The organism is Cytobacillus pseudoceanisediminis (genome assembly GCF_023516215.1).
Taxonomy (GTDB): domain Bacteria; phylum Bacillota; class Bacilli; order Bacillales; family Cytobacillaceae; genus Cytobacillus; species Cytobacillus pseudoceanisediminis.
This window is the reverse complement of sequence record NZ_CP097349.1, coordinates 290844-307993: the sequence shown is the minus strand read 5'-3', so window position 1 is coordinate 307993 and position 17150 is coordinate 290844. Positions and strand designations below refer to the sequence as shown.

The following is a 17150-nucleotide window of genomic DNA, read 5'->3' as shown; positions in this document are numbered from 1 at the left end:
GTTGGGTTCGCGCGGATCCCGGTCTTTTGCGCGTGCATTTCTTCCGTTTGTGCGCGGTTTCCTCACTTTCCGCGCTGTTTAATGAGATTTTTGCGCTGAGACCTTTGGATTCGCGCGAGTCTCGGTCTTTTGTGCGCCCATTTCTCCGGTTTGTGCGCACTTTCTCTCCTTTTACGCGCGGCTTTTTTGGAGTTGTGCGCGATACTTTTGGGTTTGCGCGGGTCCTGGTCTTTTACGCTCGCATTTCTTCCATTTGTGCGCGCTTTCCCTCCTTTTGCGCGCGGCTTAATGGGATTTATGCGCGGGACTTTTGGGTTTGCGCGGGTCCTGGTCTTTTACGCTCGCATTTCTTCCGTTGTGTGCGCTTTCCCTCCTTTTGTGCGCGGGTTCCGGTCTTTTACGCTCGCATTTCTTGTGCGCGCTTTCTCTCCTTTCGCGCGCGGCCTTAATGGGGTTTATGCGCGGGACTTGTAGTTCGCGCAGGCTATTGTTTTCTCTAGCCATAGAAAAAAGCGCCTATCATTTAAAGGCGCTTTCTCTTCGATTTTTCCAATGCAAGCATCTTCATATATTGCTTTTCCATTTCAGACATTAGTTCAGACAGCTGTATATAAGAATGATAAAAAGCCGGTCGTGCAAAAATGAAATTCAGCCGTTCCTTAAGGTTCACTGGCTTTATTGGCAATTCTCCAGGATCTGACTGAAGGTTTACCGGCTTGCTGTTTGCCCAATACAATAGCTGTAAAAATACTCCCAAAGATACTTTCATCGGATCTAATGCTGCCTTCTGGTCCCGGTTCGAAAAGTGCATACCCAGAAGATGTTTCTGCCCTGCCCACTCATTCATTAAGACAGGAATAAATTTTTCGCTGGTTTCCCAAGGCCTTACAGCAGGTATGCCCCTATAAAAAGCCGCTTCATATAGAAATGGCGGTAGAGGCTGATAAGCGGAAAGGGATCTTTCTTTTACAGCCAATGAATCATTCATTTTGTAAAACAGGGAATGGCATAATTGTTCTGTAACAGGAATGACTATCTCCCCGGTCATTTTGCTTGCTTCACCTTCATACGTTTCTTGCCTTCCCGGCATAAATCTAGCAGAGGGCAAATCTCACATTGAGGATTCTGTGCCTTACAGTGATATCTCCCAAAAAAGATCATACGATGATGAGTAATTGACCATTCATCCATCGGCACTTTCTTCATTAATGTCTTTTCAACTTCCAGTACAGAGTCCTTCCAGCGGCAGAAGCCAAGCCTTTTGCTTACTCGTTCAACATGAGTATCGACTGCAATAGCAGGCACTCCATAAGCCACTGAGACAACGACATTGGCAGTTTTGCGGCCTACTCCAGGAAGCTTTGTCAGCTCATCTCTGTCACGCGGCACTACACCCTCATATTCATCCAGAAGCAATCTGCACAGCTTTTGGATATTTTTAGCTTTGTTGCGATAAAGACCAATTGAGCGGATATCTTCCTGCAGTTCCTCTATGGAAACATTGAGGTAATCCTGGGGTGTTTTATACTTTTGGAACAGGTTTTTTGTCACTTTGTTTACCAGTGCATCAGTACATTGTGCAGATAGTGCTACAGCTATGACTAATTCAAATGGATTGGAATGATTTAATTCACAATGTGCCTCCGGGAACATTTCCCCCATTGCATCAAGGCAGTATCTTATTTGTGTTTTATTTAACAAAGAAATCACCAACTTACTATCTTCAATATTTTGGGTGCAGCTTTAGCCTGCTTACTGTTCAAGCCAATTATAAAAGGGAACAGATTTCGTCGTCTGTGACGGAGTGTCTTCCCTCTTTGTCCTTAGCTGTGCCTGGTTCTGCCTGAATTTTTTTCCATAGCTTTTAGCCTGTTCAATCGTTTTTATGCCATTCTTTTTCCACTCAAAAAGAATCCTGTCTATATATCTGAAATTCAGTTTGCCGGACAGGACAGATTCTCTTAATGCAGCTTTTATAATATGGGGATCATGATGATCATCATCCATCCAGAGCGCAAGTGTTTCACATTCAAAAGGTGAAAGCGGCCTGCCGAATTCCCTTTCAAAGCAAGTATAAAGATCTGTTTCCTCCTGCTGTATCTTAACAGCTTCCTCTTTCTTGCCGCTGAGCAGAAACTGATCAATGAGCTTCTCCCAAAGCGGATCTAGATGGTATTTTTCATATCTGATGCCATCAGCAGAGTAGCTATCTTTGATATCAAAAAATCCTTTTTGGATTAGTTTCCTTAGCATATCCGTACATTCAGCCACAGAAATGGTCATGCGCGAAGATAATTCTACAGGGGTGGGAAATTCATTCCCATGTTCAATATAGGAAATTACATGAAGAATTAAGACGAGTTCATGCTCATTCAAATTCATTTCTTTATATTGAGAAAGCAGGACTCCAGGTATTGAAATATTTCCTTCCTGAAGCCATTTTAATAAACTATTTTTAGACATTCGGGACACCTCCTTCTCAGTATATCATGAACACAGTGGCCAAAGTGAGATGAAAAACCGGTAACTTTTCCATGAAGATTCAGCTTGACTGCTTTCTTCTGGAAGATGTTGCGGGAATCTGAAGAAGCAAAAAATCCGCGGAAGGCGGATTTCTGCTTTATCTATCAGTTTTTAAAAAATTATGGATATAGGCGGTTTAATAAACGAGGAAAAGGAATTGTTTCACGTACATGCTCGACGCCGCTTATCCACGCAACTGTTCTTTCAAGTCCAAGACCAAATCCCGAATGCGGTACGGACCCATATTGACGAAGCTCCAGGTACCATTTGTAAGCATCCCTATCTAACTTATGTTCATCAAGGCGCTGCTTTAGAAGGTCATAGTCGTGAATACGCTCAGAGCCGCCGATGATTTCTCCATACCCTTCAGGTGCAATCAAGTCGGCACATAATACAACATCTTCTCTTGATGGATCAGGCTGCATATAGAATGGTTTCAGTGAAGTTGGATAGTGTGTGATAAAGACTGGCTTATCATAGCTTTCTGCAATTGCTGTCTCATGCGGTGCACCAAAGTCGTCTCCCCACTGGATATCATCAAAACCTTTTTCCTGAAGAAACTTAATTGCTTCATCATACGTGATGCGCGGGAATGGTGCCGTAATTTTTTCAAGTTTCTCCGTATCACGGCCTAGTGTTTTGAGTTCAATTGAACAGTTCTTAAGAACAGATTGTACAATATGAGCTACATATTCTTCCTGTACTTTCAGGTTATCATCAAACTCACAGAAAGCCATTTCAGGTTCAATCATCCAAAATTCGATTAAATGACGGCGAGTTTTGGATTTTTCAGCACGGAAGGTCGGCCCGAATGAAAATACTTTTCCAAGAGCCATAGCAGCTGCCTCCATATAAAGCTGGCCGCTTTGTGATAAATAAGCATCTTCATCAAAATACTTTGTCGCAAAAAGTTCCGATGTACCTTCTGGGGCGCTTCCCGTCAAAATTGGAGGGTCAACCTTTGAAAAACCTTGCTCGTTGAAAAACTCATAAGTTGCCCGGATAATTTCATTTCTGATTTTCATGACTGCATGCTGTCGGCGGGAGCGCAGCCATAAGTGACGATTGTCCATTAGGAATTCAGTTCCATGTTCTTTAGGAGTAATCGGATAGTCCACAGCCTGATGAATAACTTCCAGGCCTGTAACCAGCATTTCAAATCCGAAAGGTGAACGCTCATCCTTTTGAATCTTGCCAGTAACATAAACGGAAGATTCCTGTGTAACTGATTTTGCACCCTGGAAAATCTCTTCCGGCACTTCCGCTTTCACTACAACACCTTGAATAAAACCAGTCCCATCGCGCAGCTGTAAAAATGCAATCTTTCCGCTTGAGCGCTTGTTGGCAATCCAAGCTCCAATCGTAACTTCCTGATCAACATATTTATGAACTTGAGAAATTGTTGTTTTTATCAATTTATGTTCCCTCCAAAAAAATCTAAGCAATCACTTCTTATGTAACGCTATATATTATACCTTCAAGCACATTGACAAGCAATATTAGTAATATTTTAAGTGTTCTTACGAAAAATACAGAAGGAGGCCGGATATAATCCAGCGCTCCTGTTTCACAAAAATTAGAAAGTCCAAAATTTTGAACGTCGATTTCTAACGTAAGCCTTGAAGTGTACGGGGTGGGCAAGGCGCTTCCGCTTTTCTTTACTTCATGTTCTTTTCTACAAATCCATGCATCCGTTCCACAGCTTTTTCTAATAATTCAAGAGAAGTTGCATATGATAAACGGATATTATCCGGAGAGCCAAAACCAGAACCTGGAATTACTGCAACCATCGCTTCCTCAAGAAGAGCCTTAACAAATTCATCGACACTCTCAAAACCGGTCAATTCTGCTGCCTTTTTCACATTGGGAAACAGGTAAAATGCTCCTTGTGGTTTTACACAAGTAAAGCCTGGTATGCTGATTAATTTATCATAGATAACATTTAATCGATGTTCGAATGCTTCTCTCATTTCTTCCAGTGTATCCTGTGATCCGGCATATGCAGCGATTGAACCATATTGTGCTGTTGTTGTCGGGTTGGATGTGCTGTGGCTGGCAAGGTTGGTCATGGCCTTAATAATATTCTTATTACCTGCTGCATATCCAATTCTCCACCCTGTCATGGAATGAGACTTGGATACCCCATTAATGATAATGGTTTGTTCTTTAAGTTCAGGTGAAATTTCAGCAATCGAAGTATGCTGGTGGCCGCCATATACCAGTTTTTCATAGATTTCATCAGAAATGATAAGGACATTATGCTTTAAACAAACCTCGCCAAGCTCCTTTAATTCCTCCGCTGAATAAAGCATGCCGGTCGGGTTGCTTGGTGAGTTAATAATCACTGCCTTGGTTTTGTCAGTTATGCTTTTAGCCAGCTGTTCCGGTGTGATCTTAAAATCATTCTCTTCTCTTCCCTCTGCATAAACAGGAATACCTCCTGCTAGTTTAACCTGTTCAGGATAGCTGACCCAATATGGAGTCGGGATAATGACTTCATCCCCTTCATTAAGCAAAACCTGGAAAAGTGTATATAAGCCATGCTTTGCACCATTGGTAACGATGATTTCTGAAGCGTCATACTCAAGTCCCTGGTCTTTTTTAAACTTGTTTGCGATTTCTTTCTTTAATGCTGGAAGACCTGCTGAAGCCGTATATTTTGTATGTCCCTCATTCATTGATTTCACTGCTGCATCGATAATATGCTGCGGCGTATTAAAATCCGGCTCGCCTGCTCCCAATCCAATAACATCATGTCCCTGGGCTTTTAGCTCTTTTGCTTTTGCTGTGATTGCCAGAGTTGTTGATGGTGTCAACGCTTTTACTCTTTGTGCCAGTTGAATCTCCATTTGCTTGCTTCCTCCCGATTTTCTCCTGCACTAAGGCGCTGTAATGCCTCAGGCTATAGATTTTCAATTTTTTTAGCCATTCTCCTGTTTTAAAATCTATATAATAATAATTTATTAAATCACTGCCGGAACGGTAATGAATTTCCCATAATGGAATATTTTTCTCCATTCCAAGCCGCACAGACATGATTTCAGCAGCATTTTTCTCCTGCTTAAGTCTGTTAATGGCCTCATTTCTGGAAATTCCTTCAGATTCTTTCAGTGTAACGATTTTCCCTTTTTTTCTGGAACCCACACATATATACTTGTCCCATCATGATCTTTACCCTCGATTACATAGTAGGTCTCAGTGCCATGATATAAATTGAAATCTTCAGTTTCAGCAAGATCTGTTTCCTTTTTCGCAAGCTCTACAGCCTTTGATTCTGCCGCTCTAACCGGCTTCATGCTGTTGAAATAAATTAAAGAGCCTGCTCCAATGCATATGACAAGCAGAATAATGATACCCCATATTGCTCTCTTCATGTCTCAATCACTCTTTTATGTACGATAAATCGTAAAAATCGCTTTATTTTGGTCTTCCTGATCAAGCGCCAAACCGAACATCAAATCTTTTTCTTTTAAAGTTCTGTTCAGTGCATCAACAATTTTATACAGATCCGGGCTTTGCTGGATCTTCACGGTAGATAAAACCTCAATTTTGCTTTCCATTCTGGAATTCCTCCTCAGCCTCTACAATATTTGTAACTTATATACCCAGCCGTTAAGGTTAAACTAATTTTACAAAGAAATAAATCTCAGTAACAGTATAACAGCAGAATTGATTAACTGGTATTAAAACAACTACAAATTTTCTTCTGGTCCACCACGTCAAGCTGCGCCGCAAGCGCAGCTTTTTTCCATTTGGCCATTAAATTTTGATTGCTAATTATTTGGCCTGTTGAAAGTGATAAAATTCCCCCTAAAAGTCATTACCTTCACAAAATATTTCCCTTTGATATTTTGGTGAAGGTATATGTTTATTTGAACTCCTCGCCCTGGAAAATCGTGAATAATTCATAATTAATGTCTGTAAATTTGATGGTGACGGTTCCGTGCTTTCTTGTATAATATACATCAACCCAGGCATCGTTTAACAGCCCGAACAGATCCGAATCATGTTTTATGGATGGTTTATAAAAAAGAATGGCGATCTGCGGATCCAAATGTTTGATCATCTCTTCTGATATGGAATCGTTCCTGCCAAACGCAGGAAGTTTTACAATATTAACATTGGATAACTCTTTTTTCATGAGAAAATCTTTAGATTTTGGACTAGTCGAGTTCATAAATAATACACGATGCCTTGCAAATGTAAAGGAAATATCCATTCCTTCCCCCGATTCATTACCTGCGTAAAGAACTTCTGCAAGCAACCCCGGAAATAGCTGCTGCTTAAAATTCTGATTCCAGGCATGCAGACTAAGGTCACTGATTCCGTTCTCAGCCCTCAACTCAGAAACTGCAGAATCATAGGCAATAATTTCTTTAACCCCAAAATCTTCTATCAGCCATTTAAGGCTGGCCACGTTATATAATTCCTCATCTGTCAGGATAATAGCTGAAATCCTATTTACGCCATATAATTCAAGAAGCTTCTTTAATTCTTCCTCTGTTCCTGGCCCGCCGGTGTTAATAAGGACTTTTTCGTCATTTCCATGATGAAGCAAGGAAGCCTCGCCATCAGACAAGGAAAAAAACGTAAAAGCCAGCTCATCACTTTTTAGTTTTAGATCAATGCTTTCCACTTTAACAGGAACTGCTGGTGAATCCTTAGGTATGTAATACCAATTCGTGAACAGTAGCATAAAGGCGAACAGCACGTTCATCTTTCCATTCCTCCTACATATGAACAAAAGCATACTGAGGATTTATAAATAAAGAACCCACAAAATTATAATGCGTTAATCATCTAAATTTATCCTGATAAAAACCAGATGCCTTGTTCTCATAGTAGGATTCCGGTGAAAATCGCGGAATTTTTTACAGCCAAGTATAAATTAATTCGACAATTTCATCAATATTACTTTTCTGGACAGGAATAGGCGGAATGGAATCCAGAAATGCCTTTCCATACCTTGCGGTGATAATTCTTCGGTCAAATATCACGATGACTCCTCTATCCGAACTTGTTCTAATTAATCTCCCGACACCTTGCTTAAAGCGGATAACTGCTTCGGGCAATGAGTATTCGGAAAACGGATTTTTTCCTTCCTTTGCAATTTGCTCATTTTTCGCCTGTGCCATCGGTTCATCTGGAGGTGAAAATGGCAGCCTGACAATTACAAGACAGGAAAGATCCTCACCAGGGATATCCACACCTTCCCAAAAGCTGCTTGTCCCTAAAAGAATGGCTTTATCAAATCGCTGAAAATTCCTCGTAAGTCTTGATCTGCTTCCGCTTGTAACACCCTGGGCAATGAGAACATAATCCTCCAGGAACCCTGATTCCTTTATAAGCTCATAGGTTCTTCTTAACATCTCATGCGAAGTGAAAAGAATCAGCATTCTTCCTTTCGCTGCTTCCGCAATTGAAATTATATGCTCGGTAATTGATGCCACATACTCCTCGAGCGGTACTGCATTCACTTCAGGCAAATCATCAGAAATCACTAGCTTAACCTGCCTTTGATAATCAAAAGGAGATTGAATTTGCTTTAGAGTGCATTGCTGTTCCTCAAGCCCTAGTTCCTTTAGAATAAAACTGAAAGAATTTTTCACAGATAAAGTGGCAGATGTAATGACCGTACTTTCCTTTTGGCTGAAGAATTGTTCATTAAGATATTCAGAAACTGATACAGGCTGTGCATAAACAGTTGTAGCATTTTGTGCAGAGCGAGTATCCATTTCAATCCAAACAACAAATTCCCGGGACGGCAAGTGAAAGATATGGTTTAAATCCTCATACATTCCCCTTAAATCATCCAGAATGGAAGCCACTTCCTCCATTAATGCCTTCTCCTCAAGAGAAAGAGCTGATTTAATATTTGTAACTGCTCCTACACGGCTGTCTATGCCCTGGATCAATTCCTTAAGCATAAATTTAAAACGTTCGGCACTCGCTAATACGACATTCGTTTCCTTGTTATCAGCATTTCTATTAAATCGGACCGTAATTCGATTTACGCTTTTTTTGCTTTTGTATGTTTTTTAGCATAAATCGCTATAACTCTAAACAACTCATCCATTTCATGAATAATGTCAGCTATTGTTTGGTTGATTTCAAAAGAATGCATGACATCATCAGGTGCCGCTGCTTTCTCTTCCACCAGCTTTTCAAGCTTATAATACAGCTGCTTCTGTTCAAATAATCCAATTTGACCAAGCATCAGCCGAACTGATAGATAATCAAGCTTATTGCCAAAATGTTTCCCAGAAGCCTTAACAAAATGATGTCCCTCATCGATCACCACATGGCTGAATTCAGGCAAAATAACATTATCTGCTGTTAGATCCGTTAAAAGCAGTGAGTGATTCGTAATAATGATATCTGCCTTTTGGGCATCCTTTCTTGCCCTTAGATAAAAATCTCTGGAAATCCACGACTTATCCTGTAAAAAAGCTGTTTCATCATTCTTTATCCTGCTCCAGTAAATCATCCCGCCGCTTGACAGGTTTAATTCATCAATATCACCTGTGTCAGTCTCCAGCAGCCAGACAAGAATCTGCATTTTGCTAAGGGTTGTATCATAATTATCTTCATCATCTCTTAACGTTTGAGCGAACTTCGCAAGGCTGATATAATGGCTTCTTCCCTTCAGCAATACAGCTTTAAGCGGGAATGGCAGCATTTTTTGAAGCAGTGGAACATCCTTCCTCAGCAGCTGCTCCTGAAGCTGTGTTGTATATGTACTGATAATAACAGTTCTTCCGCTTTCCTTTGCATAAACAGCTGATGGAACAAGATATGCCAAGGACTTCCCAACACCAGTGCCTGCCTCAATCAATGCATGCCGTTTATTTTTGAACGCTCCATAAACCGAATCCATCATGATAAACTGGCCATCTCTTTTTCAAAAGAAGGGAAGGCTTTAATGAACATTTCCTGCTTTTCCTCTTCACTGAAAGGAAAGCCCTGAAATTCGGAGCCTGCTAGTTCCCGTGGTTTCATTTCTTTTTTCAGTGCAATCCCTCTGTGAACTTCAATACCATCATCTAAATAACCAATCCTACTTTCATTAACCGCAATGAACTCGTCCAATAATATATCAAGATCACTCTTTAAGCCTCCAGACAGCTTATGCAGCAGGTCTATGGTGTTATGGGGAAGGTTTTTAAGCTTATTCAATAATATTAACAGGAGCTCAGCGGTCACATACGCATCACTGTCTGCCTGATGGGGACGTTCATGATTAAGGCCTTCCCGGAGTGCAAGATCAGATAATTTAAAGCTATCTGCAGTCGGAAAAAGAATACGGGCCATCTCAACTGTATCAAGAACAGGACCGTAAAATCCGTTATATCCTGCCTCAATTAATTCTTCCTGTAAAAAAGATAAATCAAATAAAACATTATGAGCCACAAAATAAGCACCCTCAAGCAAAGTCAAGACTTTAGGGGCAATTTCCGAAAAGAGCGGGGCATTCTCGACCATTTCATCTGACAATCCTGTCAGTTCTTCTATAAACGGGGGGATGGATTGCTCCGGGTTTACAAGGGAGGAGTATTCCTCTGTGATTTTTCCGTTTTCAATCACCACAGCAGCAAATTGTATCATTTTATCGCCTTTTTTCGGGGCGTTCCCGGTTGTTTCCAAATCCACTACAACATATTTATTACCCATGGCTAACACCTCAATATTCAGTCATTCAAACGGTATCATAAAAACGGAAAAAGAAAAAGGCAAATAGCTTTTCCCCTTATTATTTTTCTTCCACTTGAACTATGCAGTTATTCAGGCTGTTTATAAAAAAGAGCTGAATCTCCATAGGAGTTCAGCACTTTATAAAACTCTATTTAAAAAACTGTACTTTCCGGCTCTGCATGTATCATGTCAGCGATCCGATTGCTGCTGTCCATTATCGCTACCTTTGGTTCATGATAAGGCACCTTTTCATCAGGAACGAGAGCATATGAAATGATAATGACAATATCCCCTTCCTGTACAAGGCGTGCAGCTGCACCATTAACACAGATTACGCCGCTCCCTCTTTCACCGGGTATAATATAGGTTTCAAATCGTGCTCCATTGTTATTATTAACAATTTGAACTTTCTCATTGGGAGCCATGCCTACTGCTTCAATAATGTCTGTATCGATAGTGATGCTGCCAACATAATTAAGATTGGCTTCTGTTACTGTTGCACGATGGATCTTGCCATTCATCATGGTGCGAAACATGCTGTCTTCCTCCCTTAGCTTTGTTTTTTTACTGATATTATAGCGTTATCTATTAAACGGGCCTTTGAGAATTTAACGGCCATTGCGATGATGATTTTACCTTCCAGGCGGGAAAGCTGTTTAAGGTGGGGATAGGATAGGATTTCAATATAATCTATTTCCCCGCTTGTATTTTTTGTGATGAATTCCTTCATGCAGGCTAGAATCTTCCGGGGATCTTGTTCCCCTTCATCTATAGCGGACTCCGCCATCTTAAGACTTTGATGGAGAGCTGCTGCTTGATCTCGTTCTGCCGGAAGAAGATGTACGTTTCTTGAGCTCTTAGCCAATCCATCTTCTTCTCTGACCGTCTGAACAGGGACAATTTCCACTGGAATATTGAAATCTCGTACTAGCCCATCAACAACGGCCACCTGCTGAGCATCCTTCATCCCAAAATATACTTTATCAGGCTGTACAATGTTAAAGAGCTTTATAAGGACCGTTGCAACACCATCGAAATGTCCCGGCCTGGATTTTCCGCATAAAACATCCGTACGATCCTGTACTTTAGCTGTTACAGACGGAGTCTCAGGATACATTTCCTCTGCTGAAGGAAAGAAGATGTAGTCATTCCCCTCTTTCTCTGCAAGGCTGCTGTCACGCTCGAAATCCCTGGGATATGTCGCTAAATCTTCTTTAGGGCCGAATTGAAGCGGATTGACAAAGATGCTTACCACTGTCACATCATTTTCTTCTCTGGCGGCACTTAATAAGGAGAGATGACCTTCGTGTAAATAACCCATTGTCGGGACGAATCCAATTGTCTTTCCTTCCCTCTTAAGCTGTAAAGCAATACTTTGCATTTCTCTTATATCAGTAATCGTTCTCATGCTTTTCCTCCGTACAAGCTCAGCAGCTCTTCCTCTTTCATCTTGAAGGAATGGGAATCATCAGGAAATGATCCGTTCTTCACTTCTGCGGAATAAGCTGCAAGACTATCGGCGATAATTGGGTTCAGGTTTTCATACTGTTTCACAAACTTTGGAACACGCTCTACACCGTATCCCAATACATCATGGTAAACAAGAACCTGTCCGTCTGTATCCTTGCCGGCCCCGATCCCAATGACAGGAATCGTCAATTCATCAGTAATCTGCTTTGCCAGCTGTTTTGGAACACACTCAAGGACAAGAGCGAAAGCTCCAGCCCTCTCACATTCTCTGGCATCATCAATCAGCTTTCTGGCTGCTTCAGCGTTTTTCCCCTGAACTTTATATCCCCCAAGGACCCCCACAGATTGTGGTGTCAGGCCCAGGTGGGCAACAACAGGAATGCCTGCTTTTGTTAACGCTCCGATTTGTTGTGCGACTTCATCACCGCCTTCAAGCTTAACAGCATGTGCCCCTGTTTCCTGAATGAGCCTTGCTCCATTTATAAGTGTATCTTTTGCGGACAAGTGATAGCTCATAAACGGCATATCAATCACAATAAATGTATTTTTTGCTCCACGTTTGACAGCCTTTCCATGATGAATCATATCCTCCATTGTAACTGGAACAGTTGAATCATAGCCCAGCACTACCATCCCAAGCGAGTCCCCCACAAGAATCATGTCCACATTGGCCCCTTCGGCCTGTTTGGCAGCAGGGAAATCATAAGCTGTCAGCATTACAATTTTCTCTTCATGTTCCTTCATTTTTAGAAAATCAGTTGTTTGCTTCATCATTCGTCCTCCTTATGCAGGAAGAGGCAATAAAACTTCCAAATGAGTTAAAAAACAGAACATTAAAAAATCCTTCTGTAGGCAGAAGGATTTTGCAATAGCTCATATATCAGTTCATCCCTCTGTCCCGGTCCATTTTTTTGGATCTAGGCAGATATCTATTTATTTTATGATTCGCTCAAAAAAGGTGCAGTTCTTTTAAGGATACTGCCCATAAAAAGTATATCAAAAAGGCAAAAGAATTGGCTATAAAAATTTTAGGCAAACAATTAAACATCCAGCTCAATGTCCGCAGAATAGACATGATGGACCTTTCCGCTGCTGTCTTCGATCATCAGGACTCCATCTTCTGTAATTCCAAGAGCCTTGCCATATATACTGCCGGTAATAGTTCTTGCAGTAAGGTTCTTACCAATGCTGACAGCATAACTTTCCCATAAAAGCTTAATCGGATAGAAGCCTTTATCTAAATACAGTTTATAAAGGTTTTCCAGTTTTGCCAGTAATACTCTAATCAGCTCCGCTCTTGAAAGCTTTTCGCCTTTTTCAATGGATATAGAAGTGGCAATGTCTTTAAGTTCATCTGGATAATCATCAAGCTCCTGGTTAACATTGATTCCGATGCCGATGATTATTGAAATAATGCGGTCTGCATCCGCCTGCAGTTCCGTCAGGATTCCTGTAACTTTCTTCCCGTTCATTAATATATCATTCGGCCATTTAATTTGCGGTGTTAAATCTGTCAGCTCTTCAATCGCCTGTACAACAGCCACCGCTGTAATGAGCGTCAGCTGCGGTGCTTTCGGAGGTGGAATATTCGGCCTCAGGATAACACTCATCCATACGCCTGTTGATTTCGGGGAATGCCATCTCCTGTCCATTCTTCCCCTGCCTGAAAGCTGTTCCTCCGCGATGACGACCGTTCCTTCCTGCGCACCTTCGTAAGCAAGGCGATGAGCAATCTTCTGTGTTGAGTCAACACTTTCTTCATGATGAATTTGACGGCCAAGTGTTTCAGTCTGCAGACCCAGCCTGATTTCATCAGGAGTAACCTTTTCAGGTGTTTTCGTAATCCGATATCCCTTTCTTCTGACCGCTTCCAGTTCAAAGCCTTCTTTCCTCAGCTCTTCAATATGCTTCCATACAGCCGTTCTTGAGCAGCCAATCAGGTCGGCTAAATACTGGCCTGAAAGGTATTCCTCCTTGCTCTTCGTAAAAGCATCAATCAATTTTTTCCTAATTTCTGATTGCAATTTATGAGCCACTCCCTTATGGATTCATTGCTATTATTCAATTCGCCGCGCAAGACAGCTTCCTCCGTTTTTTCAAGAATTGCTTTAATCCAGGGTCCAGGAGGTTTGCCAAACCAATCCATCAGGTTATCTCCGGTAAGCTGAAGATCGCTTCTCTCTTTAATCGGCAGGCAATTATATTTACTCACCAGGATATCGGTTCCCCTGCTTGAGTCCTCATGCACGATTACGTTGAGGACCCGCTCGGCGTTTAGTGAAACGCATCCTGCCTGGTAAAGGGAATAGGCATCCCACATATTTTTGGCTCTATACCGAATCCATTTATTAATTGCCAATATCTTTTTTATTTTCTTTACAGGCAGTTTCCAGCTTTTGAAAAAGGCTTCAGCCTGCGACTCGTCCAAGTTAAAGATGCATGCAAGAAAGGCCCACATTTCATCCACTGTCAGTTCAGCTGCATTATAATCTTCTGCCTGCATTAATTCCTTTTGGAAGCCAGACATATTTGGCAGATACTTAGATAGTCCTGTTTCCCCAATTATCATAAGAGCTTTCATCCGGCTGGTTCCTGCTAATAGTTTTTCGAATTCTGCCAGCTTTCTTTCAACTGCAATGTTTTCAAGTAAATGAGCCAAAGATGCCAAAGCATCATAAGTGTTTTTTTCAATTTCGAATGCAAGCTGACTATAAAAGCGGACTGCTCTCATCATTCGAAGTGCATCTTCAGTAAATCTCTCAGCAGGCTGTCCAACGGTGCAGATTCTTTTCTCTTCTATTGCTCCCCTGCCGTTAAATGGATCAATAAGATGCCCTTTCTTATCCATAGCAATGGCGTTCATTGTAAAATCTCTTCTTTTCAAATCCTCTTTTAGAGACCTGATAAATTGAACCTTTGAAGGCCTCCTAAAATCCAGATATTCAGCCTCTGACCTGAAAGTTGTAATTTCATAGGGTATGCCATTATGCAGTACAACCACAGTGCCATGCTCGATGCCCACATCAAGTGTTCTTGGGAATATGGTTTTGACTTCCTCAGGGGCAGCGGAAGTGGCAATATCGACGTCCGCAATTTCCTTGCCAAGGATAAAATCCCGTACGGAGCCTCCTACAAAATAGGCCTCATAACCTGCCGCTTCTATATTCTCGAGGACAGGAACTGCCCTTAAAAAAGCTTCATTCATCGAAGGTCACCTTTTTCCAAAAGTTCATAATAAAACTCTTCATATTGAATGACAATCTGACTGGCACTGAACCTTCCTTTAGCGAGTGAAATGGATTGGGAAGCAAACCTTTCAAGCAGGGACTCATCATTAAGCAGTTTAATTGCTTTTTTTGAGATATCAGTTATATCCCCCAGAGTACAAATATAACCTGTCTCACCGTCGCTGATTACTTCTGGAATTCCCCAGTATTAGTGCCGATGCACGGCACTCCGCATGCCATTGCCTCGAGAGCAACAAGTCCAAAGCTTTCCTTTTCGGATAATAAGAGCATTAAATCACTGATGCTGTATAGCTCCTCCAGATTATCCTGTTTTCCCAAAAACAAGACCTTATCTTTAAGCTGCAGATCATTCACCAGCCTGCATATAACGGTCATTTCCGGTCCGTCTCCTACTAATAGCAGCTTGGAAGGAACTTCTTCCGTGATTTTTGCAAAAGCCTTAACAACATCAGGTACCCGCTTTACACCGCGAAAATTGGAAACATGGATGACAACCTTCTCATCCGGTTTTATGCCATATTCTTCTTTAAGATAAGCAGAGTCGGTTTTCTTGTATATTCTTTCATCTATAAAGTTATAAACTGCTCTTATAGATTTATCAGGTTTTATCAGGTCATAAGTTTGCGAAATGAGCGCATTGGATACAGCTGTAACGCCATCAGACTTTTCGATTCCGAAACGGATCGCATCTGTCAGGGATGGATCATACCCGAGAACTGTAATATCCGTTCCATGAAGGGTGGTAACAATCTTAATATCCGTGCCGCTCATCTGCTTAGCCAGAATCGCACAAACTGCATGCGGGATTGCATAATGCACATGAAGAAGGTCAAGTCCTTCACGTTTTATCACTTCTGCCATTTTACTTGCAAGCGCGATATCGTAAGGAGCATATTGGAACACGGAGTATTGATTTACATCTACCTGGTGATAAAAAATATTTGGGTACATCCTTTTCAGTCTAAAAGGGAGGCTTGATGAAATAAAATGTATTTCATGGCCTTTTTCAGCCAGCATTTTACCCAGTTCTGTTGCAACAACACCTGATCCTCCCACCGTGGGATAGCAGGTGATACCTATTTTTAATTTTTTCTCATAATTCTCCACCGAATATATCCATATTAATCATTAAGGGCTTATTGACTTTAAAGCCCTCTGCATATTCCACCCCTGCCTGTTTTCCAAATAGGCCTTCCCTCGCTGCAACAGTCTCAATATAACCGTTGACAAGCGGAGTATCAAATGAACCAGGTTTTTTTACAAATTGACTTTGATAAGACTCCAGCCCTTCAGCTTTTTTATCCATAAAAGATGAGATATCAATTAGGAAGTCAGGCTTATGGAAACCATTTATCATGTAAAAGTGAAGGCTTTTCACCTTATGCGGAGCAAAATCCCCCCTGTTTCGTATTTTCTTATTCCGGCCGAAAAGACGGCTTCTTCCACCAGCCGGGCACAATGGCCATGGTCAGGATGCCTGTCCTCCATGTAAGGTGCAAACACAAGAACAGGCTTGTATTTACGGATCATTTCCGCAATCTTTTTTATGTATTCCTGATTATAATATAAACCCTGTCAGGCAGATTAAGTGTTTCCCGCACACTAACCCCCAGAATATCAGCTGCTTTCAGTGATTCCTCTTTACGGATTTCAACCGTCCCATTAGAAGAAAGCTCGGCCCGGGTCAAGTCGCATATTCCAATTTTTTTCCGATTGAGGCAAATTTGGCAATTGTGCCGCCCATGCCAATTTCAACATCATCAGCATGCGCACCAAATGCCAGAATATCAAGATTATCCAGGTTCATTCATGTCACCTTTTTCACTTACAATATTCCTCCATGATAAATCATTGCGTTCCAGTCCTTTAATAATAATTTCAGCAGTGCCCATATTAGTCGCCAATGGGACCGCATATACATCACAGAGGCGCACCAAAGCTGAAACATCCGGCTCATGAGGCTGAACAGTCAGAGGATCTCTAAAGAAAAATACTACATCCATTTTATTGTTAGCAATTAAAGCACCAATTTCCTGGTCCCCGCCAAGTGGCCCAGACTGAAAACGATGAATGGAAAGGCCAGTTTCCTTCATGATGCGTGAACCGGTTGTTCCAGTAGCGTAAAGGGTATGTTCAGCAAGAATTGATTTATAGGCGATTGCAAATCTTACAATATCATCCTTTTTCTTATCATGGGCAATTAAGGCAATATTCATG

General features: G+C 41.4%; 15 protein-coding genes and 3 pseudogenes. All 18 read right to left on the bottom strand.

Going from position 1 to position 17150, the window contains the following annotated elements:
• Positions 1-523: 523 nt before the first annotated feature.
• Positions 524-1048 (bottom strand): YpoC family protein, encoded by a 525-nt coding sequence (locus tag M5V91_RS01710; RefSeq protein ID WP_251175489.1) that lies wholly within the window; start codon positions 1046-1048, stop codon positions 524-526.
• A complete protein-coding gene (nth, locus tag M5V91_RS01705; protein ID WP_009332710.1) occupies positions 1045-1701 on the bottom strand; it encodes an endonuclease III in 657 nt (218 codons plus the stop codon). The genes M5V91_RS01710 and nth overlap by 4 nt, the downstream gene beginning before the upstream one ends.
• A 51-nt stretch (positions 1702-1752) precedes the next feature.
• Positions 1753-2463, bottom strand: a complete 711-nt coding sequence (locus M5V91_RS01700; protein ID WP_019380439.1) for a DnaD domain-containing protein — start codon at positions 2461-2463, stop codon at positions 1753-1755.
• A 179-nt stretch (positions 2464-2642) separates the two neighbouring features.
• The gene (gene asnS / locus M5V91_RS01695) at positions 2643-3935 is read right to left on the bottom strand and encodes an asparagine--tRNA ligase (protein ID WP_157888601.1); all 1293 of its coding nucleotides are present in this window, start codon (positions 3933-3935) and stop codon (positions 2643-2645) included.
• A gap of 246 nt (positions 3936-4181) precedes the next feature.
• Positions 4182-5366, bottom strand: coding sequence for a pyridoxal phosphate-dependent aminotransferase (locus M5V91_RS01690; protein ID WP_026041604.1), 1185 nt, complete (start codon positions 5364-5366; stop codon positions 4182-4184).
• Entirely contained in the window at positions 5275-5667 is a 393-nt protein-coding gene (locus M5V91_RS01685) for a hypothetical protein (protein ID WP_284521673.1), read from the bottom strand. The genes M5V91_RS01690 and M5V91_RS01685 overlap by 92 nt, the downstream gene beginning before the upstream one ends.
• Complete coding sequence (locus M5V91_RS01680) at positions 5631-5897, bottom strand: cell wall elongation regulator TseB-like domain-containing protein (protein ID WP_284521672.1); 267 nt, start codon at positions 5895-5897, stop codon at positions 5631-5633. Before M5V91_RS01680 ends, M5V91_RS01685 begins: the two co-directional genes overlap by 37 nt.
• Positions 5898-5912: 15 nt before the next feature.
• Positions 5913-6083, bottom strand: coding sequence for a YpmA family protein (locus M5V91_RS01675; protein ID WP_009332715.1), 171 nt, complete (start codon positions 6081-6083; stop codon positions 5913-5915).
• 308 nt (positions 6084-6391) lie between these two features.
• Positions 6392-7240 (bottom strand): ComEC/Rec2 family competence protein, encoded by an 849-nt coding sequence (locus M5V91_RS01670; RefSeq protein ID WP_019380443.1) that lies wholly within the window; start codon positions 7238-7240, stop codon positions 6392-6394.
• Positions 7241-7394: 154 nt separating this feature from the next.
• A pseudogene (gene dinG, locus M5V91_RS01665) lies at positions 7395-10194 on the bottom strand (ATP-dependent DNA helicase DinG).
• 173 nt (positions 10195-10367) lie between these two features.
• Positions 10368-10751, bottom strand: a complete 384-nt coding sequence (panD, locus tag M5V91_RS01660; protein ID WP_009332718.1) for an aspartate 1-decarboxylase — start codon at positions 10749-10751, stop codon at positions 10368-10370.
• A 14-nt stretch (positions 10752-10765) separates the two neighbouring features.
• On the bottom strand, positions 10766-11623 hold the full coding sequence (gene panC / locus M5V91_RS01655) for a pantoate--beta-alanine ligase (protein ID WP_019380445.1): 858 nt from the start codon (positions 11621-11623) through the stop codon (positions 10766-10768).
• Positions 11620-12456, bottom strand: a complete 837-nt coding sequence (gene panB / locus M5V91_RS01650) for a 3-methyl-2-oxobutanoate hydroxymethyltransferase (protein WP_019380446.1) — start codon at positions 12454-12456, stop codon at positions 11620-11622. The genes panC and panB overlap by 4 nt, the downstream gene beginning before the upstream one ends.
• A gap of 269 nt (positions 12457-12725) precedes the next feature.
• Positions 12726-13709, bottom strand: a complete 984-nt coding sequence (locus M5V91_RS01645) for a biotin--[acetyl-CoA-carboxylase] ligase (RefSeq protein ID WP_019380447.1) — start codon at positions 13707-13709, stop codon at positions 12726-12728.
• Positions 13682-14890 (bottom strand): CCA tRNA nucleotidyltransferase, encoded by a 1209-nt coding sequence (locus M5V91_RS01640; RefSeq protein ID WP_009332722.1) that lies wholly within the window; start codon positions 14888-14890, stop codon positions 13682-13684. The genes M5V91_RS01645 and M5V91_RS01640 overlap by 28 nt, the downstream gene beginning before the upstream one ends.
• Positions 14887-16040: pseudogene (gene bshA, locus M5V91_RS01635) on the bottom strand (N-acetyl-alpha-D-glucosaminyl L-malate synthase BshA). Before bshA ends, M5V91_RS01640 begins: the two are co-directional and overlap by 4 nt.
• Positions 16027-16734: pseudogene (gene bshB1, locus M5V91_RS01630) on the bottom strand (bacillithiol biosynthesis deacetylase BshB1). Before bshB1 ends, bshA begins: the two co-directional pseudogenes overlap by 14 nt.
• Entirely contained in the window at positions 16727-17149 is a 423-nt protein-coding gene (gene mgsA, locus M5V91_RS01625; RefSeq protein ID WP_009332725.1) for a methylglyoxal synthase, read from the bottom strand. The pseudogene bshB1 and the gene mgsA overlap by 8 nt, the downstream one beginning before the upstream one ends.
• Position 17150: the final 1 nt, after the last annotated feature.

What these genes read in the sequence shown, in the direction of transcription:
- M5V91_RS01670 (WP_019380443.1), bottom strand. Translation starts at nt 7,240, where the DNA reads ATGAACGTGCTGTTCGCCTTTATGCTACTGTTCACGAATTGGTATTAC.
- M5V91_RS01700 (WP_019380439.1), bottom strand. Translation starts at nt 2,463, where the DNA reads ATGTCTAAAAATAGTTTATTAAAATGGCTTCAGGAAGGAAATATTTCA.
- M5V91_RS01640 (WP_009332722.1), bottom strand. Translation starts at nt 14,890, where the DNA reads ATGAATGAAGCTTTTTTAAGGGCAGTTCCTGTCCTCGAGAATATAGAA.
- M5V91_RS01680 (WP_284521672.1), bottom strand. Translation starts at nt 5,897, where the DNA reads ATGAAGAGAGCAATATGGGGTATCATTATTCTGCTTGTCATATGCATT.
- panC (WP_019380445.1), bottom strand. Translation starts at nt 11,623, where the DNA reads ATGAGAACGATTACTGATATAAGAGAAATGCAAAGTATTGCTTTACAG.
- mgsA (WP_009332725.1), bottom strand. Translation starts at nt 17,149, where the DNA reads ATGAATATTGCCTTAATTGCCCATGATAAGAAAAAGGATGATATTGTA.
- panB (WP_019380446.1), bottom strand. Translation starts at nt 12,456, where the DNA reads ATGAAGCAAACAACTGATTTTCTAAAAATGAAGGAACATGAAGAGAAA.
- M5V91_RS01675 (WP_009332715.1), bottom strand. Translation starts at nt 6,083, where the DNA reads ATGGAAAGCAAAATTGAGGTTTTATCTACCGTGAAGATCCAGCAAAGC.
- panD (WP_009332718.1), bottom strand. Translation starts at nt 10,751, where the DNA reads ATGTTTCGCACCATGATGAATGGCAAGATCCATCGTGCAACAGTAACA.
- M5V91_RS01710 (WP_251175489.1), bottom strand. Translation starts at nt 1,048, where the DNA reads ATGACCGGGGAGATAGTCATTCCTGTTACAGAACAATTATGCCATTCC.